Genomic DNA, 17,372 nt, shown 5'->3' on the forward strand with positions numbered 1-17,372 from the left:
CTCTAAAACAACTCAATATCAGTTTGTTTGCCTTGCTCTTCAATATCATGCAGATACTTGACCTCGCGTTTTTCAATGGTGTCGTTGTGCATCTGACGCAGCTTCTTCACCTGAGCTTTACCCGTTTGAGGGTGAAACACCACTTTACGCGGCCAGGGCCCACCGACATCATGGGAGATAAGAGTGAGATTCTCTTCCTCTACATAGGCTTCTGCAAAGCGAATATTGCCAATACCTATATCAGTCATCGAGCTAATGATTTTCCCGCCGCCAAACAGCTTTATTTTTAGATTCTCTCGTCTGGCCCCGTTTTTAATCACTTCATTGATCAGGTATTCCATCGCCCAGTTACCATAGCGACAATTAAGATCGTCGGCATGAATGGCGGTCGTCCCTTTTACACCCGGCAGCATAAAGTGGTTCATACCGCCCACCCGTTGGTGTTCGTCATAAATACACGCCGCAATACAGGAGCCCAATACCGTGGAGATCAGCTCATCATTCTTTGATACATAAAACTCTCCGGGTAACACTTTTGCGACAACAGCACCACGCCCAGAATCCCAGAATCGTTTTACATGTTCGAAGCCATGCAACACGGGTTTAAAATGATTCATATCTGCGCCGCCTTTTGATACATGGTTCTCCCCAGGTTTTTAAACTCCAAATGCTCTTTACCCATCGTTTCCGAATGACCGATAAATAAATAGCCTTGTTCTGCCAGCAGTTGATAAAAGTTTTCAAACAATCTGTCTTTGGTTGTTTTGTCAAAGTAGATCAGCACATTACGGCAAAAAATCACATCAAAAGGCCCTTTCATTGGCCACGGTTCAAGCAAATTAAGGCGCTTAAAGTACACGCTCGAGCGCAGTGTTTCTTTTACTTTGTACTGAGTGCCATCAGGGCTGCCCATAAACCACTTTTTCAGATGCTCGCTATTCAGACCTGTCACCGATGCACTGTTATAGATACCTTCCTGCCCTTTGTGTAATACGTTCGAGTCCAGATCCGTGGCTAGTACCTTCACGTCCCAGTCAGCTGGAAATGCGTTGCCTATGGTCATCGCAATACTATAGGCCTCTTCACCGGTCGAGCAGCCTGCGGACCAGATCCGCACCCGTTTATCTGTTTTATGTTTGAGCTTTAGCTCAGGGATCACCTGTTGGTGTAAAAAGTCAAAATGATGCGCTTCGCGAAAGAAGGAGGTAAGGTTCGTTGTGATGGCATTAATAAAGTGACTAAACTCGGCATCGGGTTCTTCATTCAGAAATGCCAGATAATCTGCAAATGAGCTTAATCCATTGGCCCGCACTCTGCGCGCCAGCCGCGAGTACACCATGTCACGTTTATGAGGGCCAAGTACGATACCACAGGTCTCGTAAACTCGCCGAGATATACTGCTGAAGTCCTCATCCGTCATCAAAAACTCTTTCATATCCCTCCTCACCCAAGCACCATGAGCCCGAGCGCCCGAATCATGCATTGTTACGTGCACTCGGTATGTGATAATTCCGGTGGGTTAAGACGTGTCACTGTCACGAAGCTGATGCGAAGTGCGCGGCACCGCTGCACAGCGGTGCAAACAAACCAGAACTGTTAAAACTCTTCCCATTCCTCAGAGTCGTCCGCAAAACGGTTGGCTTTGGTTTCCAAAGGCGCTCGCGTAGTGCGATTTTCAGGCGCCGACAAACCAATGGCAGGCGAGCGAGCCTGACCATTTGGCGCCTGAGGTTTATTCGGGATAGCCTGGCGGGCAACTGGCGCGTCTCCAACTTTAAAGAAGTTGAGCATATTGCGCATATCATTTGCCTGTTCTGCCATAGACTCACCCGCAGCGGACGCTTGCTCCACCAGCGCTGCATTTTGCTGGGTCATTTCATCCATCTGAGTAACGGCTTTATTTACCTGTTCAATCCCGGAACTTTGTTCCACCGAGGCATCCGCAATATCGGATATCATATTGGTAACACGTCTGACGGATGCCACAATTTCCTTGAGTGTTTCACCTGACTCATTAACCAACAGCGTACCATCTTCAACTTTGCTAACACTGTCCCGGATCAAATCTTTAATCTCTTTTGCCGCACCTGCTGAGCGCTGAGCCAGGTTTCGTACTTCGCCTGCCACCACGGCAAAACCGCGCCCCTGCTCACCGGCCCGGGCTGCCTCTACCGCGGCATTCAACGCCAGTAAATTGGTCTGGAAAGCAATTTCATCTATTACACTAATGATATCGGCGATTTTTTTACTCGAGTCGTTGATTGCTGACATGCTTTCGACCGCACGATTGACCACCTCACCGCCGCGCGTTGCTTTTTCGCTGGTTTCTTCAGCCAGCTCGTTAGCCACCTTGGCATTGTCCGCATTCTGACGCACCGTGCTGGTCATTTGTTCCATACTCGACGCCGTTTCTTCCAACGAAGAGGCTTGTTCTTCAGTACGCTGACTTAAGTCCGCGTTACCTTGCGATATTTCCTCTGCACCACTGGCGACCAAAGTGGCTGACGCACTGATCCGTTCAAGCACATTGGTCAGTTTGTCGGCTGTGCTGTTCGCATCTTGTTTCAGCTTGTCGAACGCCCCCTGATAGTCGGCTTCAATGCGCTGTGTAAGATCGCCCCGGGCTAGTGCATCTAACATATTCCCCGTGTCGGTCACTGCACTATCAACACTTTCAAGCAACCCATTGAGTCCCTGAGTGAGACGCAAATAAAACCCCTGTTTATCACCTTCATCCAGTCGCGCTGACAAATTCCCCGCACGAGCCGACTCTACCACCGCATTCACTTCCTGCTCGATTGCGACTTCACCAGTTCTGTCTTCCCACTCGACCACAGTACCGGCACGCTCGCCAGCATCCGTGATGATGGGATTGGCAACTAGGCCAAAGGTACGCCCGCCAACCTTAATTTCGGTTTGATAAGGTTTAGACAAGGTCTCTAACAGGCGTCTCTGGTGCGCAGGGTTACGATGGAATACATCGATATTTTGCCCAACCAGTTGGTTACTGTCGAAATTAGGTAGGTCTTTGCGGATATCAGACTCGGCATTTCTCATCATCTCGAGTACCGCCTGATTCATATACACTATGGTATTGTTAGCGTCAGCAATCATGGTATTGGTTTGCACATTATCGAGTGCACGGCGTACCCTGAGGTTTTCACCCGCAGCCTGTAATGCTTTTTGCTCAGCAGCCAAACGCTCAGTTTTATCTTCCCACTCAACTACAGTGCCAATGCGCGCCCCTTTTTGGTCAAAGACCGGCGTCGCAATCAAACCAAAATTAAATCCAGCAACCACAATATCGGTGCTATACACATCCGACAGCTTATTCAGTAAACTGCGCTGATGCTGCGGATTCTCATGAAACACATCGATGTTGGTACCAATTAAAGAGTCAACATCAAAGTTAGGCAATGCCGTACGAAGCTGGGCCTGATTGCCTCTGAGCATGGCCAGTACCGACTCATTAACATAGACGATATTAAGGTGTTCGTCGGCCAACATCACATTCGCCTGACAAACATCCAGTGCACGAGAAATTCGCGCATTTTTCTCCGCCAGGCTGCGGTGCTTTTCTTCAGCCGCAAGCCACTGCGTCTGATCTTTCCATTCAACCAGTGTCGCAATCCGATGTCCCTCATCAAAGACTGGTGTGGCAATGAGATCAAATGACAGCCCCGCAACCTTAATTCTGGTTTGATAGGTGTCGCGCAAATTGGCCAGAATATTACGCTGATGACTTGGGTTTTTATGGAAGGAATCAATATTGGTGCCTATCAGGCCGGCAACGCTAAAGCCCGGTAAATCCTGCTGTAATTGCTGCTCATTCACTTTGAGCATAGATTTTACGGAGTCATTCAGATAAACAATATTCAGATCGGCGTCTGCCACCATAATATTGGCCTGACACCCTTGCAGTGCCAGCAGCAGGCTCTGTGTATAATCGTTTTGCTCCTGCTCATCGTCTGAGGCTTTTAACGCTTTGAACAAGTCAGGAAAGTCACTTAGATCTATGCCCTGCAGCACATCCTGATCTGCCACCGATACATGCGGCAACACGCGATACACGCAACCCAGCTGGTCACTAAACGCTGATAGCGCCATTCTCAGGTATCCTAAAGCCACGACAACCCCAAACAAAGGCAAGGCCACTGCCACCAGCTTCATGTTTTCAGAAGCTGTGCCCCCGAGCTGTAGCCCCAGTACGATGCTGACAACCAGTATCACACCGGCGATTATGATTTTATTGTTTAAACTACTTTGGATACTCTGACTACTCATTTCAGCCCCCGTTACTCTTAACACAACTCTTGTCGTGTAAATCGAGCACTTTCTTCAAATTTAATAACACCACCATTTTTTCCCCTACATTGACCAGGCCATGAACAAACTGCGCATTTTCTGAGTCCTGAAAGTCGGGCACATCCTTCGCGGTCTCTTCTGAGATGCTATACACATCGGACACCGCATCTACGACAATGCCCATCAGTTTTTTCTGCTCATTGAGGGTTACCGACACCACTATCACCACAGTAAGCGGGCCATAGTCGATGTGAGTAATACCAAACCGCTGCCGCAGGTCGATAATGGGTACTATCGTCCCGCGCAGATTCATCGCACCTTTAACAAATGATGGAGAGTTGGGGATCACCGTCACAGGCTCCCAGCCACGAATTTCCTGGACCGTTAAAATATCAATCCCGTACTCTTCTTCATCCATCATAAACGTCAGAAACTGCTTCTCGTCTGCATTGGCATCCAGCACCAGTTGCTGATTCAAGTTCATGCGCTCTGTCATGCCGGGATACCCTCATCCGTCTTCAGGTCAACGAGCAGTTCAGACGAGCCTGGCCGCCTTAAACCGCTCAGTTTAATCAGGCCGCTGATGTCAATGATCAAAGACACCGTGCCATCTCCTAAAATGGTTGCCCCTGAAATGCCATCAACACGTTGATAGTTAGCTTCCAGACTTTTTATTACAACCTGTTGCTGTGCCAGTAAATCGTCCACCAAAATACCCACTTTGTAATTGTCATTTTCAACCACCACCAGCAAGGTCTTATCCAGTTCTTCGCGCGCACCTTTGTGGTTAAAAATGTCATACAAGCGAAGGATAGGAATGTACTCATCGCGCAAACGCAGCACCTGTAAGCCCTTACCAACGTTACTGACTTTGGTAATATCAATTTGCAGCGATTCGACAATCGAGATCAGTGGAATGATATAAGTATGCTCGGCAACCTGTACCAGTTGCCCATCCAAAATAGCCAACGTCAGTGGCAAGCGGATAGTAAAGGTTGACCCAACGCCAGCTTCCGAACTCACTTCCACTGAGCCGTTTAAGGCCTGGATGTTTTTACGCACCACATCCATGCCAACCCCCCGGCCGGATATTTCGCTGACATTGTCTGCGGTCGAAAAGCCGGGCATAAAAATCAGCTCATTGATCTCGTCAACAGAGAGTTCATCCTGCGCCTGGATGAGCCCATTTTGAACGGCTTTTTTGCGAATTTTATCGGTATCCAGCCCTTTGCCATCGTCCATAATCTCAATCACAATATTGCCACCCTGATGAAATGCATTCAGTGTGACTGTTCCGACCGGATCCTTACCCTGAGCAATGCGCTGCTCAGGAGTCTCTAGGCCGTGATCCAACGAGTTGCGTACCAGGTGCACCATAGGATCAGAAAGCTTCTCCATGACGGTTTTATCCAGCTCGGTTTGTTCACCAATCAGCTTAAGCTCTACCTGCTTATTTAATTTTTGTGAAATGTCGCGCACGAGGCGTGGAAAGCGGCTGAATACAAAACTGATCGGCAGCATGCGAATACGCATCACATTTTCCTGCAGGTCGCGGGTATTGTGCGCCAGTTGCGCAAGACCTTCTTGCAGCGCCGCGATACTGGATTCGGTAATTTCCTGCTCACCTATCTGACTGAGCATAGCCTGTGTAATGACCAGCTCGCCCACCATATTGATGAGCGAATCCACCTTATCTATGCCGACCCGAATAGAGGTGGTGCTGGGGTCTGCATTTTTACGCGCATCTTTACCTGCCGATGGCTCCTTTTTAATTTCATGCAGCGGCTTTTGGGGGACATTTACCTCAAGTGGTAGTTCGGGCTCAGCCTGCTCGCCAGGCAGCATATCGACTTCCGCAGTGTGTTCATCAGGCGCATCGAACAACCCGCCACATTGCACTATGGTGATTTCGGCATCATCTTCAACCCACTCGAAGATCTCACGAATTGCCGCCTCGCCACGTGTGGTGGTCAGAAAAAATCGCCAATAGAGGTAGCAATCATCGGGCGTCAGCTGTTTGAACTTAGGTAACTCATCGTGCAGAGCCCGGGTTTCCAGCTCTCCGAGCTCAGACAACTCAGCAATCATGTATAGGGGCTCATTGCCCGTTTTAAACAAATAGGGCAAAGGCTTAAAATCGATCTGAAATGTGATGGGAAGGTGTGTCTGCTCTTCGGATGTACTGTCGGTTGCGCTGCTCACCAGCCCTTGCTCATCAGTACTACTGTCACCATTGAGAATCGCTTCAAAGCGTTGTTTTAATTCATTTGCTTCTTGTTGTTCAGGCTCCTGCTGCGCCTGCAGAGCCGTCAGCATAGCCCGTAAACAATCAACGGCCTTGAGCAACAGATTGACATGCTCCGCAGTAAGCTGACGTTGCCCGTTGCGAATTTGGTCTAACAAAGTCTCCAGCACATGAGTAAAGTCAGAAACTGCTGTAAAGCCAAAAGTTCCACTTCCACCTTTTATCGAATGTGCAGCACGAAAAATAGTATTGATGGTTTCCTGATCTTCTTTACCTGGTTCAAGGTTCAGTAACTCAGACTCCATCGCATCGAGCCCTTCGAAGCTTTCTTCAAAAAACACATCGAAAAACTGACTTAAGTCGATACTCATGGCAGCACCTCGCGAGGATTAACGAATGACTTTTTTCAGTACAGCCAGCAATTGTTCGGGGTTAAATGGTTTCACAATCCAGCCCGTAGCGCCCGCAGCTTTACCTTCGCTTTTCTTATCCAGGCCCGACTCGGTGGTGAGCATCAGCAAGGGGGTAAACTTGTAATCAGGCAAGTTTCTCAATTCTCGAATTAGGGTAATACCATCCATAACGGGCATATTCACATCCGAGATCACTGCATCAAACCCTTGTTGTTTAGCCAGATTGAGTGCTTCACTGCCATCCTTTGCCTCGACCACGTCAAAGCCCGCTTTCTTTAATGTAAAGCCAACCATCTGACGCATTGAAGCAGAATCATCCACAGCTAAAATCTTTTTCATAATGACCTCTTAATTCGTACTACTGATAGATAAAAGTTCGGTTAACCCTAGTTTCTCAACAGATGAAGACAACGCGGCACTTTCGCCTACCCAGGAAATGTGTTGCCCTATATCCAACAAATATTTTTGCAACGCGCACAGCAGTTGGATTGAAGCGGTGTCTGCACGCACAATCTCACTGATGTCTAAAGAAATCGCATGGCCTGCATCCAGCTCAAGCACCAGCTGCTGATGTAATTCTTCAACCTGGTTTATGACCAGCTCCGGGGGAAGTTTAATCATGTGCCTTGCACATTCCTTGCAAATCTTATTGATATGAATAGATTAGACCGTGACCGTGAAATTGCCATATTTATAACTTAAAAGAAATAATTAATTATTAAATTCAGTCACTTTACGCAGCCTACTACTGACCTGGGACTATCACCTTAAAGTCTTCAATCAGCTGAGACTCATTAATCACGGGCACCTCACCGGCCTTAAACTCGGGCTTGAATATGGCGGCCAATTGCGCTTGCGGATTAACTAATGCAATCGATGCACTATGGTCGACATAATACTCTGGCTGGTCGCTGTTATTAATGGCATAGATCAAACCAATGTCCCGTACAAATGGGAACAAGATGTTATGAGGGGCTGATGCTGCGACAAAATCAGGATTAAAGTAATCAATATATTGCTTTCGTTTTTCTTGCGTATCGCGCTGTGGATCTACCGCGACAAACCAGACATTGACATTTTGGTAAGGCTTTAACTGCTCAGCTATATTGGTGAGTTTGGCCAAAGTCATTGGGCATATATCTGGGCAGTGTGTGTAACCGAGAAACAACAAGCTCCATTGCCCTTTCAATTGCTCGGTTGTAACCGGCCTGCCATGTTGATCTTCCAGCTTAAAGGGCTTGAGCGTCCTTGGCTGTTCATAATGTACGGCAAACTCTGACAGTTTGGGGGCAGGCTGGCACCCAAGGAGCAGTGCAGTCGTACATAGAAGAACAAAAATTTTTTTCATATCAGCGCTCTGTCAACGAATAGTGAGACAAAGAGTAACAGCAAATACCAGATAGAAAAACGAAAAACCCCCATCGCCTGTTGACCTGTATGATGAATATACAAACGTACAACCAAAAAGATAAACAATCCATTGAGTACACTGGCCGTGGCCAAATACACATAGCCCACCATACCTATCAGATAAGGAAGCACGCAGGTCACTGACAACAACAGTGTATATACGACGATACACAATTTAGTGAACTGGATCCCATGAGTCACAGGCAGCATAGGTGTGCCTGCTCTGGCATAATCCGCTTCGCGCGCTATCGCCAGCGCCCAAAAATGCGGAGGCGTCCAGGCAAAAATGATCATCACCAATAACCAAGGCTCGGCCGCCATACTGCCCGTTTCGCTTACCCAGCCCAGCAGCGGCGGTAAGGCGCCTGCAAGTCCACCTATCACGATATTTTGCGGCGTCATATGCTTGAGGAACATAGTGTACACAACCGCATATCCGAGCAAAGCCAATAGGGTTAACACGGTGCATAGCCAATTACTGAACACCAATAAACCTGTGGTTCCGATAATAGCCAAACAAGCGGCAAACAACAGCGCCTTTGATACACAAAGTTGTTGCCTCGCCAGGGGGCGGTGGCGCGTTCGTGCCATTTTACTGTCTCTGTTTCGGTCAACCACATGATTAACCGCCGCAGCCGCCGCAGAGATAAGACCAATTGACAGTAAACTCATTAGTTGTTGTACCACAGTGCGCCCTGTATCCGGTGCAAGCGCAAGGCCTACCCAGGCAGTAAGCACCAGCATCATGACCACCTTAGCTTTGGTGATCGCCAGATAGGGCTTGATACCCGCGTAGAAATCGGGCAGTGCTGATCCGAGTTGATGTACGCTCATAGCCATAACTTACTCCTTAGTTTGATAAAACAGCAGATAACACACCCGAACCATGCTCAGCAGTAAAAGCGCCGCCATCACATTGTGAAATAGCGTCAGCAACAGCGGGAACTGCCAATGTACAATCGCCCCGCCCAATAGCACCTGGCATAATACAAGGATAGCCGGCAACATAATGACAGGTCGCACACGCTTGTCGGGAATGCCCCGGTACAAACGCCAGCTTAACAACAAGATGGCACACAGCGTCACCATGGCCCAAATCCGATGAACCAGGTGAATGGAAAGCCGGGTTTCAAACGGTAGTACACCGAACTCATAACTGGCGGAAGAATGTGGCAACTGAAACAGACTACTCAGTGAGAACAGCTCGCCATTTTCACATAACGGCAAGCCACGACAATGAGGCGCAGCATAGTTGGCAGCCAGCCACCCGCCCAATGCAATTTGCAGTATCAATATCAACAACACAGCCAGGGTCAAAAACCTCAAACCGGCAATATGAGCAATGGGGACAGCAGCTGGCTGACGGGCTTTGAGCCATAATAACGTCAACAGGCTCAGTATGGTAAACCCACCCAGCAGGTGCCCCATCACCACCAAAGGCTGTAAGTTCATCGTCACGGTCCACATACCCAGCAGTGCCTGAAATATGATTAATACGACCAATAACCCCGACAACCCTTTTACATTTTTGTGGGCGCTTGAGTGGCGCAGTGCCATAAAAAAAATCGCTGCGACTATCAAGCCTAAACTGCCAGCAAAATACCTGTGTATCATTTCGATCCACGCTTTTTTTTGGTGTACTTCTGCACCGGGAAACTTCTGCTGCGCCGACACTAATTCATGAGATTCGTTAGGCACCGTTAAAAAGCCGTAGCAACCTGGCCAGTCCGGGCAGCCAAGACCGGCATTACTCAATCGGGTATAGGCCCCCAAAGTGACCACCAATGCTGCCAGCAAGGCTGACATGAATACTAATCTTCTAAACCCTTGCGTCATTGCTTACCTCCCGCACTGCTTCGCTCGTAAGACAGTAGCTTTTTTAAATCCTTCAGCAGGCCTTTCAGCAGTACCCTGTTTGCGGTTTGGTCTGGCTGCGGCAAATACTCCAGCACCACCAGACCATGCTTATCGACCAGATAAAAAGCCCCCGGTGATAAACTTGCAACCTCTGGCAGCACGCTCGCTTGTTCGCTTTGTCCCTCCCCCAACAAGAGCAAGCCCACTTGCTGACGATGCTTACCCAGTGCAACAGTGAGTTGCTCCATCAAAGCAATCTGGCTCTGACATAACTGAGCACAACTAGCTGGCTGATTCAAAGCGATAAACCAGGCCTTGTGGCCTTGCTCTGGCACATCCAGGATAACCTCCTGATTCAAAAAGTTACCCTGATTGGTCGTGCTATCTGGTTGCCAACCCGACCAGAGCACCACCCATGCAGCGATCAGAGGTAACATACAACAGGCTAAAAATAATCCGGCTACCTTATTCATCATTCTTCCTTTTATAAGCAAAATAGGGAACAACCACTGCAGCAACTGCCAACAACAGCCATTGCAGTGCATAAGCCCGATGTTTCTCTGGCCCCATAACAACCGCTTCATAGTGGGGCTGTATGTTGCTCACAACTGGGCGTGAAGCATACGCTAAGGCAGATGCTATCGGACGCCGTGTCTGCGCAACAAAAAAGGCATGATCAAGGTACTGGAGCAGCTCGGGCTGGGTCACATTCAAATCAGGCTGCGCAGCTAACGTAAAACCTGCCCACTTACCGATTTTGAACTCTACGTCAACGGTTTGTAATTCGCTGGGGAGTGAAATCTCAGGTAAAACGGCACGGCTGTGTGTTGCCGGGATGAAGCCAAGATTGACAACCAACCAAGATTCGCCGTAAACGGGACGAAATAAGGTAACTACATCATAGCCAGGTGCGCCATTTAATATCTGATTGTCGAGCAGCCAGAAACGTGACGTATCAAAATATCCCCTCACCCTAAACAGCTTTCCTTCCAGGGCACTTGGGTTTTGCAGGTCAGCAAGCGCATTAAACTCGAGCGGTGACTGATCGCTTTGTCGCTTCTCAATCAGGTGGGTCTTTTGCGCCGCTCTTTGCCACTGCCATACAGAAAGAGCCAGGCAAGTGCATACCACAACACCCACTGCCAAAACTGAGCAATATGCGCTAACCTTTGATCTACTTATGTTTACCTGCGTCATATGTCATGCTACTCAAATTAATTATTATTGTTTTGCTTTTCAGCATCATCTATAACCTGTTTCGAGCTTTGTTCATCATGCTCAAAGGGACTCAGTCAGGTGAGTCAATGTCTCGGCTGTTGGGTAAAAGAGTGTTTTTCTCAGCAAGTGTTTTGCTGCTTATTCTCATTGCGAAAGGACTGGGCTGGCTTAACTTCAACCCAGCACCGGGCGCTACAACACATAAACAAACACAAACAAGCACAGCCAGACCACATCAACAAAATGCCAGTACCAGGCACCTGCCTGAAATGCAAAATGGTTATGTGCGCTAAAATGCCCCTTCATTACCCGCAGCCAAACGACTGCTAAAATAATAGCGCCAAGCGTGACATGCATACCGTGAAATCCAGTCAGCATAAAGAAGGTATTACCATAAATACCTGACTCTAAAGTAAGCCCCAAATCCTGATAGGCATACACATATTCCTCAACTTGCAGAGCCAAAAAGGCAAACCCCAGCAAAATAGTTAGCCCTAAAAACACCTTTACTTTGTTTCTTTGGCCCTGCTCCATGGCAGCGTGCGCAAAATGCAGGGTGACAGATGAAATCAAAAGAATGATGGTGTTTATCAGCGGCAGACCTTGCCACCCCATGGCTTGTGTTGTGTCACCACTTGGTGTGTTCAGTAAAGGCCATACTGCTTCAAAGCTAGGCCACAGTAACTCGTGTGTCATAGCGTTATTGCTTGCACCACCCAGCCAGGGCACCGCAAACATACGCGCATAGAATAAAGCACCAAAAAATGCAGCAAAAAACATCACTTCAGAAAAAATAAACCAGGCCATCCCCTGTCGAAATGAACGATCCATTTGCTGTGAATATAAACCGCCTTGCGACTCCCGAATAACATGCCGAAACCACCCGGCTAACATAAACAACAGTAAGCCAATCCCGGCATATAAAATAAACTGGCCAGCAGGGCTTTTCATTACAGTTAACCCTCCCCCTACAGCAACTCCAAACAGGGCTACGGCCCCCACTATGGGCCAAGGGCTTTGCTCAGGTACATAGTATTTTTCGTAACCACTAGCCATGACTTAATCCTCGTATTTGTTGATACACAGCGGCTTGTATACTGTAGACGTACCCTTTACCAACCGCGTCACGCTCGAAATCATCAAACTGCTTTATTGCTGGGTACTGAGGCATACTAGAAACAGCCGCATTTCTGTCTGTGATGTCATACAACGTGTATGCGAGCGTCAGCTCTGCAATGTCAGTAGGTAGCTCTGTGTCGACATAGAACCGTAAGGTAAAAGACATTTTCTGCCTTGCCTGCATACTTTGTTGATCAAAGCAAAAGCAAGCGAGCTTATGCAGATACTTTGCCGCCATACCAGGAGAAACAGATGGAATAGCTTGCATTATGCGAGCATCAACGCTCAGATTTTCGGCCGTAAAACTGACTTCTGTTAACGTGCCAGGCGTAACAGTCACTTGATAGGTCTCGGCCTGCACCTTAAAGGGTGCCTGTCCTTGCGTATGCGTTGTGAAACTCACATCTACTTTGCGCGCTAAATCTTGCTCTTCGCTTGCCTCCGCGGCTGTCAGCTCTACTTTGCCATTGAGCCCCGTGATGTCGCAGAACACGTCGTAAAGCGGCACCAGGGCAAACGCAAATGCAAACATACCCAGCACCAATAACAAAAGCTTTCTCAGTAACGGGGCATGCATTACTTCACCTCAGGAGGTGTACTAAAAGTATGATAAGGTGCAGGTGACGCAACATCCCACTCCAACCCTTCTGCACCATCCCACACCTTGGCTGGCGCACGCTGCCCGCCTGCTATGCACTTGAATACCACAGCCACAAACAGCAGCTGAGATAAACCAAAGGCAAAACCGCCAATACTTATCAAAGCATTGAAGTCTGCGAATTGCAGTGCGTAATCGGGGATCCGTCGTGGCATTCCTGCGAGCCCAACAAAATGCATCGGAAAGAATAAGATATTAACGCTGACCAATGACAACCAAAAGTGCCATTTAGCCAAGATCTCGCTGTACATATAGCCCGTCCACTTAGGCAGCCAGTAGTAAGCTGCTGCCATAATCGAAAAGACAGCCCCTGTGACTAGCACGTAATGGAAATGAGCAACGACAAAGTAAGTATCGTGATACTGAAAATCGGCAGGCGTAATCGCCAGCATCAAGCCCGAAAAGCCCCCGAGCGTAAACAGTACAATAAACGCGATAGCAAATAACATCGGCACTTCAAAACTGATTGAACCGCGCCACATTGTGGCTACCCAGTTAAAAACTTTGACGCCGGTTGGTACAGAGATAAGCATAGTCGCATACATAAAAAAGAGTTCACCGGCCAAAGGCATACCGGTAGTAAACATATGATGTGCCCACACTATAAAAGACAACAAGGCGATGGATGAGGTGGCATATACCATAGATGCATATCCAAACAGCTTTTTCCTTGAGAAAGTCGGCACTATCGTAGAGATCACCCCAAAAGCCGGTAATATCATGATGTATACTTCCGGATGACCAAAGAACCAGAAAATATGCTGGAACATCACGGGATCCCCCCCGCCGGCAGCATCAAAGAAGCTCGTTCCAAAATACTTATCCGTCAACACCATAGTTACCGCTCCAGCCAGCACAGGCATTACCGCAATCAACAGAAATGCGGTGATCAGCCAGGTCCACACAAACAAAGGTAACTTCATCCATGTCATTCCCGGCGCGCGCATATTGACTATGGTCACGATGACATTAATTGCCCCCATTATTGAGCTGACACCCATGATATGAACAGCAAAAACGAATAAAGCAGTATTGTCGTTACTGTAAGTGGTGGACAAAGGCGCATAGAAGGTCCAGCCAAACGCTGGGCCACCGCCTTCCATAAAGAGCGAGGCCAGCAATATCAGAAAAGCAAATGGCAAGATCCAAAAGCTCCAGTTATTCATCCGTGGTAGCGCCATATCGGGCGCACCAATCATCATGGGTACCATCCAGTTTGCCAGGCCCGTAAAGGCTGGCATTACGGCACCAAACACCATGATCAAACCATGTACTGTGGTCATTTGATTGAAGAAATGGGGATCTACAAGCTGAAGCCCAGGTTGGAACAGCTCAGCCCGGATCACCATAGCCATCCCACCGCCGATCAGAAACATCAACAAAGAGAACAGCAAATATAATGACCCTATGTCTTTATGATTCGTTGTGAAAAGCCAACGCTTGATACCGGTTGCCGGACCGTGGTGCGCATGATCGTGCTCGTGTTCAGCTTGCTGTGTGCTCGAAGTCATTTGGCTTCCTCCTGTTTTCCGTCAAGGTAAGCTTGTATTTGACTGGGTTGGATAACTTCCCCGGTATCATTCCCCCAGCTGTTTCTTTTGTAGGTGATAACTCCGGCTACTTCTTTTAATGAGAGTTGCTTGGCAAAAGCCTGCATCGCAGTACCTGGACGCCCATCCATAATAATTGCTATGTGTGCTTGCAAGTCTCCAGTGACCATAGCGCTGCCTTTCAAGGCAGGAAACACCCCCTGCAAACCTAAGCCCGTAGGCTGATGGCAAGCAGCACAATAAGCCATATAGACGCGCTCCCCAGTTGCCATCAGCTCTTCTTTGCTAAGCGTCTGATCTAATAGTGCGGCTTCTTGCTGCGCAGCAAGCGCTCTTTGCGCCTTTTCGTTAGCAAGCCAAGCCTGAAACTCAGCTTCCGGCTTTGCTTCTACGACAACAGGCATGAAGCCATGGTCTTTGCCACACAGTTCCGCGCATTGACCTCGATATGTTCCCGGTTCATTCACATTCGTCCATGCTTCGTTAATAAACCCAGGATTGGCATCCTTTTTAACCGCGAAATCGGGCACCCACCAGGAGTGAATCACGTCGTCAGATGTAAGTAAAAACCGCACTTTCTTGCCAGTTGGGATGACCAGCGGCTTGTCGACTTCAAGCAGATAGTTCTCTGTTTTACTCTCCATATTGTCTATCTGCGCTCTTGGTGTAGACATCAGAGAGTAAAAGTCGACGTCATGGCCAAGATATTCGTAATGCCATTTCCACTGCGACCCCGTTACTTTGATTGTCAGGTCTGCCTTGTCAGTGTCTTCCATCGCAATCAAAGTTTTTGTTGCAGGCACGGCCATGGCCACCAAAATTAAAAACGGAATGGCTGTCCAAAGGATTTCGACCTTAGTACTTTCATGAAATTGTGCAGGCTCTGCACCTTTAGAGCGCCGGTGGTGGATCAATGCCCAAAACATGACTGAAAATACTATCAGCCCAATTACGCAACAGATCCAGAATATGGTCATGTGTAACTGATAAACTTGGTTACTGATGTCTGTAACCCCCGTACGCATATTGTAGTCGCTTGCGAACACGAGCGTACTGAGGAGTAAACACATCGCAACTGTGATGAGTTTCGCTATTTTCATTAGACGTCTCCCTCGATTGCCTCAGGAGTGAGAAGCAACGGTTCTTATTATCGGATGACTGTCATTTCACCTGGGTAAACCCATGCGTACTGCACGACCATTTAACAACTAGTCAAAATTTAACCGTTTAGCAAGTTTTTATCTGGCGCTGATTTTGTTTTCTAGGGTAGGGAAATAGTTGAAAAATAGCTGTTTGTTAGGAGTCACTCATACGCTGAACCACTTGGAGTGGCTACATATAAGTGTTTACAAGAAGTAAAATTCGCCCGGCATGTATCACGCCGGGCGGTAGGAAATATTTAAATATCGCTGCGTATCACGCCGACAGCCAAACCTTCGACAGAGAAATTCTGTTGCTCTAAGTCAACTTCGATAGGAGAAAAGTCTTCATTTTCAGCGTGCAAGTATACTTTCTTACCAAGCTTTTCAAAGCGTTTAACTGTTACATCTTCCTCAACTCGTGCAACGACAACCTGCCCGTTATTCACAACCTGAGTACGGTGTACTGCAAGTAGATCACCATCCATGATCCCTATGTTCTTCATGCTCATCCCATTAACCCGCAACAAGTAATCTGCGGCAGGATGAAACATTGCAGGGTCGACCGAACAATGGCTTTCAATGTGCTCTTGCGCAAGTATCGGCTCACCAGCTGCAACTCGGCCAATTAAAGGTAACCCAAGTTGCTCTGGCTCGTCGTCAACCAAACGGATCCCTCGGCTTGCACCAGGTACCATTTCAATTACGCCTTTCTTAGCTAATGCTTTCAAGTGTTCTTCTGCGGCATTCGCACTGCGGAACCCAAGCGACTCGGCAATCTCTGCTCGAGTCGGCGGCATGCCAGTATCCTTAATGAAAACTTTTATAAGTTCAAAAACTTGTTCTTGTCGTTTAGTAAGTGGTCGCATATAACTGGTTTTCCATACAGTGCATTTACTGTGAGTATATACAGTTATCATTTTTTCGCAATGGTTAATCGCCTTTAACCAGCAAAGGCAACGGCAAAGTACAATGACAGCAAGCAACGCAAGCACATTTACTTTACGCTAGGGTGAATTGCGACCGAAGCACCGCTTCGCAGCGCAATGAACGCGAGGGTGACGAGAAACCGAAGCAACGCTTCGCAGTTCGAGGAAGTGAGCGCAGGGATGCGCGAAGGGGAGATACTACATGGAAGTACTTTATTCCAGACGCAAAAAAGCCCGACTCTTTCGAATCGGGCTTTGAGGTACAAGGAGGTACGAATGTCGACGATATTCTTGGATGAATAAAGTGCAAAGTACAATGACAGCGAGCAACGCGAGTACATTTACTTTGCGCAAGGTGAAATAAGCTATTTTAGAGAACGCAGACCTATTCTTCATCCACCAAGCTTCATGGATGAATAGACAACGCCATTCTGTCTACAGCTTCATCGACGATTTTTTAAATTCAAAACGCAAAAAAGCCCGACTCTTTCGAATCGGGCTTTCTTTTATTAGGAGCTTGGCAATGTCC

General features: G+C 47.8%; 17 protein-coding genes and 1 pseudogene. 1 reads left to right on the top strand and 17 read right to left on the bottom strand.

The features are described 5' to 3' along the window. Nucleotides 1-2 precede the first annotated feature (2 nt). From cheD to C3B51_RS18415, 12 genes are all read right to left on the bottom strand, one after another. The gene (gene cheD / locus C3B51_RS18360; protein WP_125721756.1) at nt 3-617 is read right to left on the bottom strand and encodes a chemoreceptor glutamine deamidase CheD; all 615 of its coding nucleotides are present in this window, start codon (nt 615-617) and stop codon (nt 3-5) included. Beyond that, nucleotides 614-1,435, bottom strand: a complete 822-nt coding sequence (locus C3B51_RS18365) for a CheR family methyltransferase (RefSeq protein WP_125721758.1) — start codon at nt 1,433-1,435, stop codon at nt 614-616. The genes cheD and C3B51_RS18365 overlap by 4 nt, the downstream gene beginning before the upstream one ends. A gap of 161 nt (nt 1,436-1,596) precedes the next feature. Further along, entirely contained in the window at nt 1,597-4,284 is a 2,688-nt protein-coding gene (locus C3B51_RS18370; protein WP_130245986.1) for a methyl-accepting chemotaxis protein, read from the bottom strand. A gap of 1 nt (nt 4,285) precedes the next feature. After that, entirely contained in the window at nt 4,286-4,801 is a 516-nt protein-coding gene (locus C3B51_RS18375; RefSeq protein WP_125721762.1) for a chemotaxis protein CheW, read from the bottom strand. Next, a complete protein-coding gene (locus tag C3B51_RS18380) occupies nt 4,798-6,921 on the bottom strand; it encodes a chemotaxis protein CheA (RefSeq protein ID WP_130245987.1) in 2,124 nt (707 codons plus the stop codon). The genes C3B51_RS18375 and C3B51_RS18380 overlap by 4 nt, the downstream gene beginning before the upstream one ends. Before the next feature lie 18 nt (nt 6,922-6,939). Further along, entirely contained in the window at nt 6,940-7,302 is a 363-nt protein-coding gene (locus C3B51_RS18385; RefSeq protein WP_046007072.1) for a response regulator, read from the bottom strand. 9 nt (nt 7,303-7,311) lie between these two features. Beyond that, the gene (locus C3B51_RS18390) at nt 7,312-7,584 is read right to left on the bottom strand and encodes an STAS domain-containing protein (RefSeq protein WP_046007073.1); all 273 of its coding nucleotides are present in this window, start codon (nt 7,582-7,584) and stop codon (nt 7,312-7,314) included. Between the two features lie 124 nt (nt 7,585-7,708). Continuing rightward, the gene (locus tag C3B51_RS18395; protein WP_125784456.1) at nt 7,709-8,311 is read right to left on the bottom strand and encodes an SCO family protein; all 603 of its coding nucleotides are present in this window, start codon (nt 8,309-8,311) and stop codon (nt 7,709-7,711) included. Further along, the gene (cyoE, locus tag C3B51_RS18400; protein ID WP_125721768.1) at nt 8,308-9,213 is read right to left on the bottom strand and encodes a heme o synthase; all 906 of its coding nucleotides are present in this window, start codon (nt 9,211-9,213) and stop codon (nt 8,308-8,310) included. The genes C3B51_RS18395 and cyoE overlap by 4 nt, the downstream gene beginning before the upstream one ends. 3 nt (nt 9,214-9,216) lie before the next feature. Next, a complete protein-coding gene (locus tag C3B51_RS18405) occupies nt 9,217-10,209 on the bottom strand; it encodes a COX15/CtaA family protein (RefSeq protein WP_130245988.1) in 993 nt (330 codons plus the stop codon). Next, complete coding sequence (locus C3B51_RS18410; RefSeq protein ID WP_130245989.1) at nt 10,206-10,706, bottom strand: transmembrane cytochrome oxidase associated protein; 501 nt, start codon at nt 10,704-10,706, stop codon at nt 10,206-10,208. The genes C3B51_RS18405 and C3B51_RS18410 overlap by 4 nt, the downstream gene beginning before the upstream one ends. Continuing rightward, nucleotides 10,696-11,370 carry an SURF1 family protein gene (locus C3B51_RS18415; protein WP_240701926.1) on the bottom strand — a complete coding sequence of 225 codons (675 nt, stop codon included), beginning with the start codon at nt 11,368-11,370 and terminating at the stop codon, nt 10,696-10,698. The genes C3B51_RS18410 and C3B51_RS18415 overlap by 11 nt, the downstream gene beginning before the upstream one ends. A gap of 62 nt (nt 11,371-11,432) precedes the next feature. On the opposite strand from C3B51_RS18415, the gene C3B51_RS18420 reads away from it, so the two are divergent. Next, complete coding sequence (locus C3B51_RS18420) at nt 11,433-11,741, top strand: DUF2909 domain-containing protein (RefSeq protein WP_130245991.1); 309 nt, start codon at nt 11,433-11,435, stop codon at nt 11,739-11,741. Here the strand turns inward: C3B51_RS18420 and C3B51_RS18425 are convergent. The 5 genes and pseudogenes from C3B51_RS18425 to lexA all read right to left on the bottom strand — a co-directional run bounded on the left by C3B51_RS18425 (nt 11,641) and on the right by lexA (nt 16,783). Next, a complete protein-coding gene (locus C3B51_RS18425) occupies nt 11,641-12,504 on the bottom strand; it encodes a cytochrome c oxidase subunit 3 (RefSeq protein WP_130245992.1) in 864 nt (287 codons plus the stop codon). The two genes, C3B51_RS18420 and C3B51_RS18425, sit on opposite strands and share 101 nt — an antisense overlap. Before the next feature lie 124 nt (nt 12,505-12,628). Next, nucleotides 12,629-13,144: pseudogene (locus C3B51_RS18430) on the bottom strand (cytochrome c oxidase assembly protein); the annotation flags it as partial. After that, entirely contained in the window at nt 13,144-14,736 is a 1,593-nt protein-coding gene (gene ctaD / locus C3B51_RS18435) for a cytochrome c oxidase subunit I (RefSeq protein ID WP_130245994.1), read from the bottom strand. The gene ctaD and the pseudogene C3B51_RS18430, both read right to left, overlap by 1 nt. Continuing rightward, on the bottom strand, nt 14,733-15,845 hold the full coding sequence (gene coxB / locus C3B51_RS18440) for a cytochrome c oxidase subunit II (protein ID WP_240701927.1): 1,113 nt from the start codon (nt 15,843-15,845) through the stop codon (nt 14,733-14,735). Before coxB ends, ctaD begins: the two co-directional genes overlap by 4 nt. A 329-nt stretch (nt 15,846-16,174) precedes the next feature. Next, nucleotides 16,175-16,783 carry a transcriptional repressor LexA gene (lexA, locus tag C3B51_RS18445; protein WP_046007083.1) on the bottom strand — a complete coding sequence of 203 codons (609 nt, stop codon included), beginning with the start codon at nt 16,781-16,783 and terminating at the stop codon, nt 16,175-16,177. Nucleotides 16,784-17,372 lie beyond the last annotated feature (589 nt).

The sequence above is a fragment of the Pseudoalteromonas rubra genome (assembly GCF_004212645.1).
Lineage (GTDB): Bacteria > Pseudomonadota > Gammaproteobacteria > Enterobacterales > Alteromonadaceae > Pseudoalteromonas > Pseudoalteromonas rubra_G.

What these genes read in the sequence shown, in the direction of transcription:
- C3B51_RS18390 (WP_046007073.1), bottom strand. Translation starts at nt 7,584, where the DNA reads ATGATTAAACTTCCCCCGGAGCTGGTCATAAACCAGGTTGAAGAATTA.
- cyoE (WP_125721768.1), bottom strand. Translation starts at nt 9,213, where the DNA reads ATGGCTATGAGCGTACATCAACTCGGATCAGCACTGCCCGATTTCTAC.
- ctaD (WP_130245994.1), bottom strand. Translation starts at nt 14,736, where the DNA reads ATGACTTCGAGCACACAGCAAGCTGAACACGAGCACGATCATGCGCAC.
- C3B51_RS18385 (WP_046007072.1), bottom strand. Translation starts at nt 7,302, where the DNA reads ATGAAAAAGATTTTAGCTGTGGATGATTCTGCTTCAATGCGTCAGATG.
- C3B51_RS18425 (WP_130245992.1), bottom strand. Translation starts at nt 12,504, where the DNA reads ATGGCTAGTGGTTACGAAAAATACTATGTACCTGAGCAAAGCCCTTGG.
- lexA (WP_046007083.1), bottom strand. Translation starts at nt 16,783, where the DNA reads ATGCGACCACTTACTAAACGACAAGAACAAGTTTTTGAACTTATAAAA.
- C3B51_RS18405 (WP_130245988.1), bottom strand. Translation starts at nt 10,209, where the DNA reads ATGACGCAAGGGTTTAGAAGATTAGTATTCATGTCAGCCTTGCTGGCA.
- C3B51_RS18410 (WP_130245989.1), bottom strand. Translation starts at nt 10,706, where the DNA reads ATGATGAATAAGGTAGCCGGATTATTTTTAGCCTGTTGTATGTTACCT.
- C3B51_RS18370 (WP_130245986.1), bottom strand. Translation starts at nt 4,284, where the DNA reads ATGAGTAGTCAGAGTATCCAAAGTAGTTTAAACAATAAAATCATAATC.
- C3B51_RS18375 (WP_125721762.1), bottom strand. Translation starts at nt 4,801, where the DNA reads ATGACAGAGCGCATGAACTTGAATCAGCAACTGGTGCTGGATGCCAAT.
- coxB (WP_240701927.1), bottom strand. Translation starts at nt 15,845, where the DNA reads ATGTGTTTACTCCTCAGTACGCTCGTGTTCGCAAGCGACTACAATATG.
- C3B51_RS18395 (WP_125784456.1), bottom strand. Translation starts at nt 8,311, where the DNA reads ATGAAAAAAATTTTTGTTCTTCTATGTACGACTGCACTGCTCCTTGGG.
- C3B51_RS18420 (WP_130245991.1), top strand. Translation starts at nt 11,433, where the DNA reads ATGCTACTCAAATTAATTATTATTGTTTTGCTTTTCAGCATCATCTAT.
- cheD (WP_125721756.1), bottom strand. Translation starts at nt 617, where the DNA reads ATGAATCATTTTAAACCCGTGTTGCATGGCTTCGAACATGTAAAACGA.
- C3B51_RS18365 (WP_125721758.1), bottom strand. Translation starts at nt 1,435, where the DNA reads ATGAAAGAGTTTTTGATGACGGATGAGGACTTCAGCAGTATATCTCGG.
- C3B51_RS18380 (WP_130245987.1), bottom strand. Translation starts at nt 6,921, where the DNA reads ATGAGTATCGACTTAAGTCAGTTTTTCGATGTGTTTTTTGAAGAAAGC.